Origin of the sequence: Aurantiacibacter xanthus (genome assembly GCF_003584015.1) — a bacterium.
Classification (GTDB): domain Bacteria; phylum Pseudomonadota; class Alphaproteobacteria; order Sphingomonadales; family Sphingomonadaceae; genus Alteraurantiacibacter; species Alteraurantiacibacter xanthus.
Genome location: NZ_QXFM01000047.1, coordinates 1 through 13,265 on the forward strand (window position 1 = coordinate 1; position 13,265 = coordinate 13,265).

General features: G+C 64.9%; 10 protein-coding genes. 3 read left to right on the plus strand and 7 right to left on the minus strand.

The window, feature by feature from the left end; translation table 11 throughout:
- From D2V17_RS04650 to pgi, 4 genes are all read right to left on the minus strand, one after another.
- A partial coding sequence (locus D2V17_RS04650) for a DEAD/DEAH box helicase (protein WP_147367228.1) occupies window positions 1-1,170 on the minus strand: 1,170 nt, incomplete at its 3' end.
- A gap of 217 nt (window positions 1,171-1,387) precedes the next feature.
- The gene (locus D2V17_RS04655) at window positions 1,388-3,358 is read right to left on the minus strand and encodes a putative bifunctional diguanylate cyclase/phosphodiesterase (RefSeq protein WP_245978533.1); all 1,971 of its coding nucleotides are present in this window, start codon (window positions 3,356-3,358) and stop codon (window positions 1,388-1,390) included.
- Entirely contained in the window at window positions 3,355-3,894 is a 540-nt protein-coding gene (locus D2V17_RS04660) for a heme NO-binding domain-containing protein (RefSeq protein WP_119591960.1), read from the minus strand. The genes D2V17_RS04655 and D2V17_RS04660 overlap by 4 nt, the downstream gene beginning before the upstream one ends.
- A 121-nt stretch (window positions 3,895-4,015) precedes the next feature.
- On the minus strand, window positions 4,016-5,530 hold the full coding sequence (pgi, locus tag D2V17_RS04665; protein WP_119591965.1) for a glucose-6-phosphate isomerase: 1,515 nt from the start codon (window positions 5,528-5,530) through the stop codon (window positions 4,016-4,018).
- A 152-nt stretch (window positions 5,531-5,682) separates the two neighbouring features.
- Here pgi and lepB point away from each other — a divergent pair, with 152 nt between their 5' ends.
- The 3 genes from lepB to era are packed head-to-tail and all read left to right on the plus strand — an operon-like array spanning window position 5,683 to window position 8,110.
- Window positions 5,683-6,540: a signal peptidase I gene (gene lepB, locus D2V17_RS04670; protein WP_119591961.1), complete on the plus strand. Its 858-nt coding sequence runs from the start codon at window positions 5,683-5,685 to the stop codon at window positions 6,538-6,540.
- Window positions 6,537-7,208, plus strand: coding sequence for a ribonuclease III (rnc, locus tag D2V17_RS04675; protein ID WP_119591962.1), 672 nt, complete (start codon window positions 6,537-6,539; stop codon window positions 7,206-7,208). Before lepB ends, rnc begins: the two co-directional genes overlap by 4 nt.
- Complete coding sequence (gene era / locus D2V17_RS04680) at window positions 7,205-8,110, plus strand: GTPase Era (RefSeq protein ID WP_119591963.1); 906 nt, start codon at window positions 7,205-7,207, stop codon at window positions 8,108-8,110. Before rnc ends, era begins: the two co-directional genes overlap by 4 nt.
- Here the strand turns inward: era and D2V17_RS04685 are convergent.
- From D2V17_RS04685 to D2V17_RS04695, 3 genes are all read right to left on the minus strand, one after another.
- On the minus strand, window positions 8,103-9,506 hold the full coding sequence (locus D2V17_RS04685; protein ID WP_245978531.1) for an MFS transporter: 1,404 nt from the start codon (window positions 9,504-9,506) through the stop codon (window positions 8,103-8,105). The two genes, era and D2V17_RS04685, sit on opposite strands and share 8 nt — an antisense overlap.
- 403 nt (window positions 9,507-9,909) lie before the next feature.
- The gene (gene topA, locus D2V17_RS04690) at window positions 9,910-12,480 is read right to left on the minus strand and encodes a type I DNA topoisomerase (RefSeq protein WP_119591964.1); all 2,571 of its coding nucleotides are present in this window, start codon (window positions 12,478-12,480) and stop codon (window positions 9,910-9,912) included.
- A gap of 93 nt (window positions 12,481-12,573) precedes the next feature.
- On the minus strand, window positions 12,574-13,265 hold a 692-nt coding region (locus D2V17_RS04695), incomplete at its 5' end, for a DNA-processing protein DprA (RefSeq protein WP_147367230.1).

Sequence of the window (13,265 nt, forward strand, 5' to 3'; positions counted from 1 at the left end):
GACGCCCTCGACCACGGCGCGGAAATTGTCCGGCAGCGGCAGGCGCTCGAACTCGGCGTCGGTCGTCTTGCGAATATCCTTGAGGTAGGCGCGTTCGTCCTCGGCGCAGAAGGCAATCGCCACCCCGTCACGCCCCGCACGCGCGGTGCGGCCGATGCGGTGGACATATTGCTCGGGCACGTTGGGCAGCTCGTAGTTGATCACGTGGCTCACGCCGGGGATGTCGATCCCGCGCGCGGCAACGTCGGTCGCCACCAGCACCGGCACCTTGGCGCTGCGGAACTCTTCGAGCGCGCGCTGGCGCTGCGGCTGGCTCTTGTTGCCGTGGATCGCATTGGCTCGAATGCCGTCCTGCGCCAGCTTCTTCACCACCCGGTCAGCGCCGTGCTTGGTGCGGGTGAAGATCAGCACGCGCTCGATCTTGGTCGGCACCTCGTAACGGCCCGAGAGGATCAGCCCGAGCAGCGCCTGCTTCTCGTCCTGCTGGACCATCAGCAGATACTGGTCGATCCGCTCCGCCGTGGTGCTTTCGGGAGTGACCGAGACCTGCACCGGGTTGTTGCAATAGCCGCTCACCAGCTCCTTGATCTGCGCAGGCATGGTGGCCGAGAAGAACAGCGTCTGGCGGTCCTTCGGGGCAATGTCGCGGATCTTGCGCAGGGCGTGGATGAAGCCGAGGTCAAGCATCTGGTCCGCCTCGTCGAGGACGAGGATTTCGAGGCCCGCAAGGTTAAACGCCTTCTGGTCGATCAGGTCGAGCAGACGGCCGGGCGTGGCGACCAGAATGTCGGTGCCCTTGTGCAGCTTGTTGCGGTCCTTGTTGACCGAGGTGCCGCCGACGATCGAGTGCACCTTGAGCCCGGCCAGCGCGCCATAGTCCTCGGCCGACTGGGCGATCTGCCCGGCCAGTTCGCGGGTGGGCGCCAACACCAGCATCCGGCACGACTTGAACGGCACACGGTTGTCGCTCTTGCGCAGGTTGTCGATGCTCGGGAGCATGAAGGCGGCGGTCTTGCCGGTGCCGGTCTGCGCGATGCCGAGCAGGTCGCGGCCTTCGAGCACGGGCGGGATCGCCTCCTGCTGGATCGGGGTCGGCGTGGTGTAGCCCTTCATGTCGAGCGCCTGCAGAACAGGCTGCGACAGGCCGAGCTGGTCGAATGTGGTAGTCATAAAAGAAAACTCGCATGCAGTGCGAAGGCGCGCAGCCATAGGGGCGCGCACTCGCGGAGGTAAGGAACCGCCCGCGTGAATTGGGAAGCTTGGGGAAACAGAACCGAAACGCGGCCGGGGCGAGCTATCGCCTGTTCACGCTGCCATGCGCTTCGATAGCGGCCCTTTGGCTGCTGCGCCGCAAAAAGTCAATTTCTTTCGCAGGTGCGCAAGAAACTCACAATCGGGCAAAGGCCTCGCTCTCGGTCAGCGGATGGCCGTAATGGTAGCCTTGCAGATAGTCGCAACCAAGGCTGGCAAGCCGCTTGCCTTGCGATGCATTCTCGATCCCCTCGGCCACCACCGAAAGATCGAGCGAGCGCGCCAGTTCGACGATGGTTCGCACGATCTGCGCCGAGCGTGTTTCGCCGGCGTTGGCAACAAAGCTCTTGTCGATCTTGAGCGTATCGAACGGCAATTGCTGCAAATAGCTGAGCGAGGAATAGCCGGTGCCGAAGTCGTCGAGACTGGTCTTCACGCCCCAGCGCCGGATCTGTTCGAGCACTTCGCGCGTGCGCCGCGCATCGGTGATCGCCGCTCCTTCGGTCACTTCGAGCCGCAGGTTCTTCGGATCGATTCCCTTGCGCATGATGAGTTCGCCCACCCGCGCCGAGAAACTGGCCGAGAGGAACTGCCGCGCCGCCACATTGACCGCCACATAGCGGTCGGCCCAACGCCCGCCGCGGGCATTGAGGCGGGAAATCGCCGAGCAGGCTTCCTCCAGCACCCAGTCGCCGAGATACAGGATCAGGCCGCAGCTTTCGGCGGTCGGGATAAACTCGGCGGGATGGATCAGCCCGCGTTGCGGGTGTTTCCACCGCACCAGCGCCTCGAACCCGACGATCACGTTCGGATCGGCGGCTTCGACGATGGGCTGGAAGTTGAGCACGAACTGCCTGGTCCGGATCGCCTCGCGCAGTTCCTGTTCGAGTTCATGGCGGAACCGGAACGTGTCGCGCATCGAATCGTCGAACTCGACGGTGATGGCCCCGCCACGCTCCTTGGCCGCATACATGGCCACATCTGCGTTACGCACGAGCTGTTCGAGATCGCCGGCCCCTTCAAGCCGTGCGATACCGATCGACGCCTTGATGCGGCTCACGCCCGCCGGCAGTCCCTCAGGCTGGGCCAGAGCCTGATGCATCTGCGCGGCCAGATCTTTCGCCTGGTCGATCCATGCCCGACCTTCGAGCAGGATGATGAACTCGTCCCCTCCCACGCGCGACACGCAGGAACTTCCCTCGCTGGCCGTCATCAGGCGCTGGCGGGAAAGCACACAGTCCTCAAGCCGCCGCGCGGCATGCTTGATGAGCTGATCGCCGGCGGAATGGCCCATCAGATCGTTGACCCGCTTCAGTTCATCGAGGTCAACCACCATGATCTTGACCAGCGCATCCTCGCTCCGGGCATTGGCAGCCGCGCTGATCCGTTCGAGCAGAGCAATCCGGTTCGGCAATCCGGTCAGCGCGTCGTGGCGTGCCTCGTGGACCAGCACCTGCCGGCTGCGTTCACGTTCGACCACGCGGCCAAGCTGGATACCGATCTGCTGCAACAAGTCGCGCAAGTCTGTGTCGAGAAGGACGTATCTGCGGCAGAAGAACTCGAAAATGGCGACCGTTTCACCCGCCAGCGTGATCGGAAAGGCAAAACCCGAACCAAGGCCCGAGGTGAAGGCCAGCGAACCGCTCGGCAGTTCCTCGTCATCGGGGGTTTCGTCGAGCACATGGGCTTGTCCGTCGGCGAGCACCCGGCCCGGCAGCCCCTCGCCCAGGCGAAACTCGGCGTCGCGCGAGAGTTCGATGAAGTCGAACAAGCGGCTGGGCTCGGCTGAGAACCACAGGTCAATCGCGCGCGCAGTTTCGCCGCCGTTCACGACGGTATAGGCGATGCCGCAAACCAGATCGAGGTCGGTACAAATCTCCTCCAGCGCTGCATGAAACGACTGGCGCAGACCGCCGGGGGAGTTGGCCGCCACCGTAACCTTTTGCAGCAAGGCCAGTCGACGCTGGCTCGAATAGAGCGCGCGCAGCCCCGCTTCGGCAATCGCCTCGGCATCGAGGCGCGCCTTGTGCTCACGCTTCAGCCGACGTTCCAGACGCTGAATCCGGTCGTCCGGCGCGCTCGTAAACCTGTCGTACAGCGCGCTCACGATTGCCAATCGATCGACATCCGGCAGATGCCGTCGCCTTTATGCATGCACAGAACGTGCTCGATCGTCGCCCGCTCGCCGAAATGGTTGAGCGAACCCTCGATGAAGCCGTGCGCCAACTGGCAGAGCTGGCGCGGCGAACGATAGCCGAGCAGCAGCCGACCCGCCCGGTCCTCGTCGAAGTGAAAATGCGGACAGGAGGCGCCCGCATAGAGTTTGCGCACTTCGGGATGGATGATGTCATTCACGCTGAGGATGAAGCTGCGCGCCCCGCGGTGACTGGCAAAGAACTGCGGATAGCGCGATTGCAGCATCGGCATGGCGTTGCGCCCGAACCAGCGCAGAATGTCGGCCTGATCCTTTTCCAGCAACGCCGCTGCCGCCGCTACCAGCGCGAACAGCTCCTCATCGGGATAGCTGCCGAGCGACGTATAGGCACCGCTCACGCCAGATGCGTCGATCAGGCTATCCCACGCCTCCTCGCTAAACTCAGCTTCGACTGCTTCCTGCAACAGATTGAAAACAATACCCTTCACTGATCGCAGTCCGCTTCCTCAAAACCCGGTTCAGGTGTAAAAACCTAGCACCGGGCAGTTTCACCGCACTGTCATATGACTAAGGGCAATCCCCTATACGGAGTTTCACCCTGGCCACCGGTCAGGACAGCCCGGCGGCCTTGAGCAGAGCTTCGGTCGAAGGATCGAAGCGCTCGCCGCCGGCCTCGATCTTCTTGGCAATCTCCTTGCCCAGTTCGACCCCGAACTGGTCGAAAGGGTTAATGTCCATCAGCACGGCAGCGGCGAACACGCGGTGTTCGTGGAAGGCGATCAACGCGCCGAAACTCTCCGGCGTCACGTCGTCGAGCAGCATGGTCGCCGAGGGGCGGTTTCCGGGATAGTTGCGGTGCGGATCGGCATTGCTCTTGCCCGCCATCAATGCCGCGCCTTGCGCAAAACAGTTCATCAGCAGGATATGATGATGCGCCGGATCGAGCGCATCGCCCGGCTCGATGCTGGCGATGAAGTCGACCGGCACCAGATTGGTGCCCTGATGCAGCAGCTGGAACACCGCGTGCTGCGCGTCGGTGCCCACCCCGCCCCAGGTGATCGGCGCGGTGATCCCGGCAGGCTCGCCGCCCACGGTCACGCTCTTGCCGTTCGATTCCATTTCGAGCTGCTGCAGATAGTCGGGCAGCATCCGCAGCCGCTCGTCATAAGCGAACACCGCGCGGGTCTGCGCCTTCAGGATGCGGGCATAGTGCAGGTCGGCAAAGGCCGCGCGCAGCGGCAGGTTTTCCCGCCCCTCGGCGCTTTCGAAGTGGCGGTCCATCGCGGCGGCCCCGGCGAGGAACTGCTCGAACCCCTCCACCCCGATGGCCAGCGCAATCGGGAAGCCGATACTCGACCACATCGAATAGCGGCCGCCCACGCTGGTGGCGAAGGGCAGGATGCGGGTTTCATCGACACCCCATTCGACCGCCTTCTCCGGCGCGGCGGTGAGCGCAATCACCCGGCCCGTGGGATCGTCCACGCCGTTGTCGGCCAGCCAGCGCAGCGCGCTCTGGGCGTTGGTCATGGTCTCGATGGTGGTGAAAGTCTTGGAGGCAACCGCGACCAGCGTGGTGGCCGGATCGCACTTGGCGAAGGCCTCTTCCAGCGCGAGCCCGTCGATGTTGGCGACCACATGCACATCAACCAGCGCATCCTCGCGCGCCAGCGCGTCAATCGCCAGCGCCGGGCCGAGCGCCGAGCCGCCGATGCCGACATGGATCAGGTGGCGCACCTCGCCCAGCACGCCGTCATGGATCGCCTGCACCATCATCAGCATCCGCGCCCGCAGGGCCTCGGCTTCCTCGACGCTGGCGTCCTTGCCCACGCCGCGCAGGGTCGAATGCTCGGCAGCGCGCTCCTCGGTCGGGTTCACCACTTCGCCCGCGAACAGCCGCCGCCGCATCTCGTCGAAGTCGGAAGCCTTGGCCAGCGCTTCGAAGCCATCGAGACGCGCATCGTCGAGGTGCGTTTTCGACCAGTCGAAGCGGATGCCGCCATCGTCCAGCTCGATCCGCCGGGTCAGCTTCTCGACGCGCGCCTCGTCCGCAGCGAACAGCTCTGCCAGCGTCGGCTGAGGCAATTGGGCCAGCGCGTTCCAGCATTCCTTGCGAGTGGTGCTCATGGTGATGTCAAATCCCTTCAACAGATCTCTTCCGCGCCATGGCTAGGCGCATCGCCTGACAAAGAAAACCGCAAAATATTGCACATGCGAAGACAGCCTGAGGTCAGGCCACGCTTGACGGAGGCCCGCGCGGGCAACATGACCGCGCCAAGATGAGCGACACCGACCATATCCGCGAACTGCGCGAACCCGAACCCACCGGCAAGGCGGCCAAGCCCGAGAAGAAGCCGGAGGATGCGAGGAGCTTTGCGTGGTTCCTGGTGAAGCTGGTGCTGATCGTGCTGCTGTTCCGCACGCTGGTGTTCACGAGCTTCAACATTCCGTCCGAATCGATGATGCCGCGCCTGTTGGTGGGTGACTATCTGTTCGCCGCCAAATGGCCCTACGGCTACTCGCGCTATTCGCTGCCGTTCGATCTCGATGTCGGCGACGGACGGCTGTTCTCCACCCTGCCAGAACGCGGTGACGTGGCGATCTTCAAGCACCCGATCGACAAGAGCGACTATATCAAGCGCGTGATCGGCCTGCCCGGCGACACCATCCAGATGATCGACGGGGTGCTTCAGATCAACGGCACGGCCGTGCCGAAGGAGCCGGTGGCCAATTTCGTGCTGCCGACCACCGCTGCGCGCGGTTGCGGTCCGGGCCGTGCCCGCTTCACCGTGCGGCTCGATGATGGCAGTTTCGCGTGCTCGTTCCCGCAGTTCCGCGAGACGCTGCCCAACGGGGTGAGCTACAACGTGCTCGATCTCGGCACGGTGGAGGTCGACAACACCCCGCCGATCACCGTGCCCGAAGGCCACCTGCTGATGATGGGCGACAACCGCGACAACTCGCAGGATTCGCGCAAACCTGCGGTGGCAAACGGATGGGTCGGCATGGTGCCCGTCGAAAACCTCGTCGGGCGCGCCAGTTTCATGTATTTCTCGACCGACGGCAGCGCCGAGTGGCTGAAGCCGTGGACATGGTTCACCGCCGCGCGCTGGAGCCGGATCGGCAAGTCGATATGAGCGAGCTTGCATCCGACACCCGCAAATGGCTGACCAGGGTTGGCTTCACCGTTAATCGCCCGAGCCTGTGGCGCGATGCGCTCACCCACGGCAGCACCGGTGAGGCGGGCAACTACGAACGGCTCGAATTCCTCGGCGACCGGGTGCTCGGCCTGACCGTGGCCGAATGGCTCTACGAACGCGACCAGAGCGCCGAGGGCAAGCTTGCTCAACGGCTCAACGCCCTTGTATCGCGCAGCCAGTGCGCCACCCGTGCCCGCGCGATCGGAGCGCCCGCGCATATCCGCCTCGGCAAGCAGGCGCGCGACGATGGCGCTTCCGACAGCGACAACGTGCTCGGCGACATCATGGAAGCCTTGCTGGGGGCGAATTTCCTCGAAGTCGGCTTTGCCCCCACCCGCGACCTGATCCGCACGATCTGGGCCGAGGCGATGGACGGCACTGCTGGCCGCTCGAAACATCCCAAGAGCGCCTTGCAGGAATGGGCGGCAGGCAACCAGCGCAAGCCGCCCGAATACGAAGTCATCAACATCGAAGGGCCCGACCACGCCCGCAAGTTCACAGTGCGCGTGAGCGTCCACAAGGTTGGCTCCGTCGAAGCCACTGCCAGCGGCAAGCAAGACGCCCAGACTGAAGCCGCGCGCCTGTTCATGGAGAAATACGGATGAGCCAGAACGCTCCCCAGAAGTGCGGCCTGGTGGCCGTGATCGGCGCGCCCAACGCGGGCAAGTCGACGCTCGTTAATCAGCTGGTCGGCCAGAAGGTCGCCATTACCAGCGCCAAGGCGCAGACTACCCGCGCGCGCATGCTCGGCATCGCGTTGCACGACGAGGTGCAGATGATCCTCGTCGACACCCCCGGCATTTTCGCGCCCAAGCGGCGGCTTGACCGGGCGATGGTATCGGCTGCGTGGGAAGGCGCGGTCGAGGCCGATGCGGTGCTGCTGATTGTCGATCCGGTCAAGCAGCGGCGACACGAGCTGATCCCGCTGCTCGAAAATCTGAAAGGCCGTCCTGAGCGCAAGTATCTCGTGCTCAACAAGGTCGATGTCTCGAAGAAGGAACCGCTGCTGGCGCTGGCTCAGGAGCTGACCGAGATGGCCGACTTCGCAGAGGTGTTCTTCATCTCGGCGCTGACCGGCGACGGCGTGCCCGAGTTGAAGGCGCATCTGGCCGCGCTGATGCCCGAGGGCGTCTGGCACTATCCCGAGGATCAGGTGTCCGATGCCAGCGAACGGTTGCTGGCGACCGAAGTCACCCGCGAACAGCTTTACCGCCAGCTGCACGAGGAGCTGCCCTACGACAGCGCCGTGCGGCCCGAAAGCTATCAGACCCGGCCCGATGGCTCGGTGGAAATCCACCAGCAGATCGTGATCGCGCGCGACAGTCAGAAGGGCATCGTCCTCGGCAAGGGCGGCAGCAAGTTGAAGGCCATCGGCGAGGCCGCGCGGGCTGAGCTGGCCGAGATCCTCGGCGTGAAGGTCCACCTGTTCCTCCATGTGAAGGTGGACGAGAAATGGTCCGAAAGCCGCGAGATCTTCGAGGAAATCGGACTGGACTGGGTCAAGTAGCTGCGCGCCGGATAGCGGCGGTGCGATAGCGCGCCAGCGAACACACCGCCGCCACCACCGCCAGCGCACAGGCAGCATAGAGCGGCACCGGGCTCTGACCGAAGCCCGCCGCCAGCAGAATACCCACCAGCACCGCGGCCAGCGTTTGCCCGAACAACCGCGAGGTGCTCAGCAGGCCGCCTGCCGCTGCCGCCCGGTCACGCGGGGCGCGGCCGATCAGCAGGCGCGAATTGGGGCTGAAGAACAGGCCGAAGCCCAGCGCCGTGAACGACAGCCGCCAGCAGATGCCGAACATCCCCGGATTGTCGCCCATGGTGGCCAGCAGCAGCAGGCCGGTGATCGCAATACCCATGCCCGTCACGCCGAGCTTGGTCGGCGCGACCCGGTCGGAAACCCAGCCGGCCAGCGGCGAAACCACCAGCATCGTAAGCGGAAACGGCAGCAGGAGCGTGCCCACCACCTGCGGATCGTAGCCCATGCCGGTCTCAAGCCGGAACGGCAGCGACAGCAGCAGCGAGCCCGAAGCCACAAAGCAGGCCATCGCCGCCAGCGCGGACAGGCCGAGCGTCGGGTTGGCAAGCAGGTCGACGGGCAGCACCGGAGCCGCGCGCTGGCGTTCCCGCCGCACCAGCAGGGCCGTCGACGCCACACCCATGGCAAAGACCAGCGCACCCCCGGCCACACTCTCATGCGTGCCGAGCAGCAGGCCGCCGACCAGCAGCAGCATCGACAACGCGCTCCACACGCCCGAAACCACCTCGCTCTTGCGGTCGAGCGGCTCCGGATCGGGCAAGGCGCGTCCGAGGATCAGCGAGACGACGGCAAAGGGCACGGCCACCACGAACACCAGATGCCAGTCGGTATGGCCGACGATATAGCCGCCCAGCGTCGGGGCCAACGCGGCGGAACTGGCCACGATCACCGAATTGACGCCCAGGCCGGTGCCCAGTTTGGTTGAAGGATAAATGTGCCGCAGCATTGCCGAGGAAACGCTGAGCGCCATTGCCGCACCCACGGCCTGCGCACTGCGCAGCACCAGCAGCACCACGAAGTTGTCAGCGAAGAAGCACAGCCCCGAAGCGACCATGAACAGCCCCTGCCCATACTGGTACAGCGTGCGATGGCCGAGCCGGTCGCCAAGCGAGGAGAACGGCAGCAGCAGCATCACCAGCACAAGTTGATAAACGGTGACAATGTTGGTCACTATCGAGCTGGAAACACCCAGATCGCGGGCTATCGTCGGCAGCGCGACGGTGGGAATGGCTCCGTCGATCACCAGCAGACTGGTGCCGAGGCTGATGGCGACGATGGCCCACAGACGGCGCGGGAGCGGCAGGCCATCCTCGGCGACCGCGTCAGCCTGCGGGGGCCGTGCAATTGAACTCATCTGATCCATCGGCCCCACTTGTGTGCACTTGCGAAGAAAGGCAAGATGGTCGCCACTTGTTCTTTTCGCACCCGAACCTGACAAAGCTGACACAGTGTCACGGCCAAAACCCCGAAAAAAGGCCAGGGTTCCCGCCGAGTTACGCCCGCCGAGCGAAGTTGACAGTGCCGCAAAGCAAAACGCGCGGCAAGCGCCGGGCGATCAGGATCGTGACAAGGCAAGGCAGGGGGCATGTTTCACGCAGCGCTTGTGGCACACCTGCGCCGCTGTAGGAAACCGGCCCCTTTCCGGATGTGACCCTGCCCCCTTGCTCCCCTCCCCTCGGGGAGGGGCTGGGGGTGGGGGTGGGGGCTCGACGCTGATCTGGCGTGGAACCCCCATCCCAAACCTTCCCCAAGGCTAAGGGCTTTCTCTAGCCCTCTGTCGCGGGTGCCTTTTTCGCCGGAGCCTTTCTCGCGGCGGCCTTCTTCTTCGCAGGTGCTTTCTTCTTCGCAGGAGCCTTGCGCTTCTTCGCCGGGCCCTTGGCGGCCTTCTCGGTGATCAGGGTGATCGCCTGTTCCTCGGTCAGGTCTTCGGGCTTGATGTCCTTGGGAATAGTGGCGTTGGTGGTGCCGTCGGTGACATAGGGGCCATAGCGCCCCGGCATCACCTTCATCTCGCCGCCGCTTTCCGGGTGCGCACCGAAGGTCTTGACCGGCTCGGCCTTGGCCCGGCCCCCTCCGCCCTTGCGGTTGGCCGCCTCGGCCAGCAGCGTCACCGCCGCGTTCATGCCCGTCTCGAACACATCGCGGGTGCCCGAGAGCTTGGCATACTTGCCATCGTGCCTGAGGTATGGCCCGTAACGCCCTATCGCCGCTTCGATATCCAGACCCGTATCCGGGTGCTTGCCGATGATGCGCGGCAGCGCCAGCAGCTTCAGCGCCCAGTCGAGATCGAAGTCGTCGAGATCCTTGGGAATGCTCGCCCGCTTCGCATCCTTGCCCTCGCCGATCTGGACATAGGGGCCGAACCGACCGGTCTTGCGCTCGACCGGCAGCCCGGTCTCGGGATCGGTGCCCATGCTTTCGTCTTCCGAGCCGTCGCCCTCGCCCGGCTGGCCGAACTTGCGGCGGAAATTGCATTCGGGATAGTTCACACAGCCGATGAAGGCGCCGAACCGGCCACCACGCAGGTGCAGCTCGCCGCCGTCGCGGCCCTCCTCGGCGCACTTCGGGCACCAGCGCGGCGGGTTGCCATCGTCGCGCTTGGGGAACAGATAGTCTTCGAGGAACACGTCGAGCGCCTCGGTCACTTCCGAAGGCTGCTGCTCCATCACCTCGTCGGACTTGGGCTTGAAGTCCTTCCAGAAGCTTTCGAGCAGCGCCTTGTATTCGGCCCGGCCACCCGAGACCTCGTCCAGCTCGTCTTCCATCCCGGCGGTGAAGTCGTAGGCGACATAGGTGGGGAAGAAGCGTTCGAGAAAGGCTGTCAGAAGACGGCCCGAATCCTCGGCAAAGAAACGGTTTTTCTCCATCCGTACATAGGCACGATCGCGCAGGGTCTGGATGGTCGAGGCATAGGTCGAGGGACGGCCGATGCCCAGTTCCTCCAGCCGCTTGACGAGGCTCGCCTCCGAAAAGCGCGGCGGCGGCTGGGTGAAGTGCTGGGTGGCATCGATCCCCTTCTTGGCCGGCAGGTCGCCCTGGCGCAGCACAGGCAGCAGGCCGTCGTCATCGTCGTCGTTCTTCTCGTCGAAGCTCTCGGAATAGACCGCGAGATAGCCGGGGAACTTCACCACCTGCCCGGTGGCGCGCAGCTCGTGCTGGCCGGTGGCGTCGCGCAGGGTGACGCTGGTGCGTTCAAGCTGCGCGGTCGCCATCTGGCTGGCCATGGCGCGCTTGAAGATGAGGTCGTAAAGCTTGGCCTCGTCGCCCGAAGCGGCGCGGTCGCGGGTGAAGTCGGTCGGGCGGATTGCCTCGTGCGCTTCCTGCGCGTTCTTGGCCTTGGTCGAATAGAAACGCGGCTTTTCGGGCAGATAGGCGCTGTCGTAACGGTCGCCGATGGCGTGGCGGCAGGCGTCGATAGCGCTGTGGTCCATCTGCACGCCGTCGGTACGCATATAGGTGATCGCGCCCGCCTCGTAGAGCGACTGGGCACAGCGCATCGTGTGGCTGGCCGAGAAGCCCAGTTTTCGCGCGGCTTCCTGCTGCAAGGTGGAGGTGGTGAACGGCGGCGCAGGATTGCGCTTGAGCGGCTTCGTCTCGACCTCTTCGACAGTGAAGCGCCCGGCCTCGACCGCGGCCTTGGCCGCCTCGGCGCTGGTGCCGTTGCCGAGCGACATCTTGTCCAGCTTCTTGCCGTCGAACTTGACCAGACGCGCGTCGAACTGACTGCCGTCGTGCTCCATGTGGGCGACGACCGACCAGTATTCCTCGGGCTTGAACGCCTCGATTTCGCGCTCGCGCTCGCAGATCAGCCGCAAGGCGACCGATTGCACGCGGCCCGCGCTTTTGGCACCGGGCAGCTTGCGCCACAGCACCGGCGACAGGGTGAAGCCGAACAGGTAATCCAGCGCGCGGCGGGCGAGATAGGCGTCGATCAGATCCTGATCGAGATCGCGCGGCTTCTCCATCGCGCTGGTGACAGCCGGCTTGGTGATCGCGTTGAAGGTGACCCGCTGGACATGCGTGGGCAGCACCTTCTTCTTCTTGAGCAGGTCCATCACGTGCCAGCTGATCGCCTCGCCCTCGCGATCAGGGTCGGTGGCGAGGATCAGTCGGTCGGCGTTCTTGGCCGCATCGGCGATGGCTTTCACCTGATCGCGGTTGCGCTTGTCGCTGTAGACCTCCCAGTCCATCGCGAAGTCTTCGTCCGGGCGAACCGAGCCGTCTTTCGGCGGCAGATCGCGAACGTGGCCGTAGGAAGCGAGAACCTTATAATCCTTACCCAGGTACTTCTCGATGGTTTTCGCCTTGGCTGGCGATTCGACAATAACAAGCTGCATGGAGAAAACCGTCCGTCCCTTACACGTGTACGTACGCGCGAGGGTGATGCGGCTAGCGGCCTCGCGTCAAGCAGGCAGTTAGCGAGGCTTGGCTCATCCGGCCAGAGAGACTTTTGCCCCGGCATGGCGCGCAAGGTGCCCGGCGATCTCCAGTTCGAGCAAGGCCATATGCACCGCGCCGGGGCTGGAGCCGGTCTGGCGGATCAGCTCGTCGATGGCGACGGGGGCCGTGCTGAGCAGGTCGGCAAGGGTGCTGGCGGGCACCTCGTCATCGGGCGCCGCGGCGAAATCCGGCTCTGGCTCGCGCACGCGGGAGCGGGGTTTTCCGTCGAACCCGGCGAGCAGTTCGATCACGTCCTCGGCGCTCTGCACGAGGATCGCGCCCTCGCGGATGAGCTGGTTGCACCCGTGGCTGCGTGCATCGAGCGGCGAGCCGGGGATCGCCATCACCTCGCGCCCCGCCTCCCCCGCCAGCCGCGCCGTGATCAGCGAGCCAGACTTGGGTGCAGCCTCGACCACCAACGTCCCGGCTGCGATCCCGGCAATGATGCGGTTGCGCGAGGGGAAGTGGCTGCCGCGCGGCTCGGTGCCGGGGGGCTGCTCGGCCAGCAGCAGGCCCTCGCGGGCGATCTGCTCCTGAAGCTTGGCGTGCTGCGGCGGATAGGCGATGTCGATCCCGCTGGCGATCACGCCGATGGTGGCGGGCAAGGCCCCCTCGTGGCAGGCTCCGTCGATCCCGCGCGCGAGGCCCGAGACGACCACATAGTCCTCCCCCGCCAGCTCGC

Excerpts from the sequence above, each read along its gene's own strand:
- rnc (WP_119591962.1), top strand. The coding sequence starts at position 6,537 with ATGAGCGAGCTTGCATCCGACACCCGCAAATGGCTGACCAGGGTTGGC.
- lepB (WP_119591961.1), top strand. The coding sequence starts at position 5,683 with ATGAGCGACACCGACCATATCCGCGAACTGCGCGAACCCGAACCCACC.
- era (WP_119591963.1), top strand. The coding sequence starts at position 7,205 with ATGAGCCAGAACGCTCCCCAGAAGTGCGGCCTGGTGGCCGTGATCGGC.
- topA (WP_119591964.1), bottom strand. The coding sequence starts at position 12,480 with ATGCAGCTTGTTATTGTCGAATCGCCAGCCAAGGCGAAAACCATCGAG.
- D2V17_RS04685 (WP_245978531.1), bottom strand. The coding sequence starts at position 9,506 with ATGGATCAGATGAGTTCAATTGCACGGCCCCCGCAGGCTGACGCGGTC.
- pgi (WP_119591965.1), bottom strand. The coding sequence starts at position 5,530 with ATGAGCACCACTCGCAAGGAATGCTGGAACGCGCTGGCCCAATTGCCT.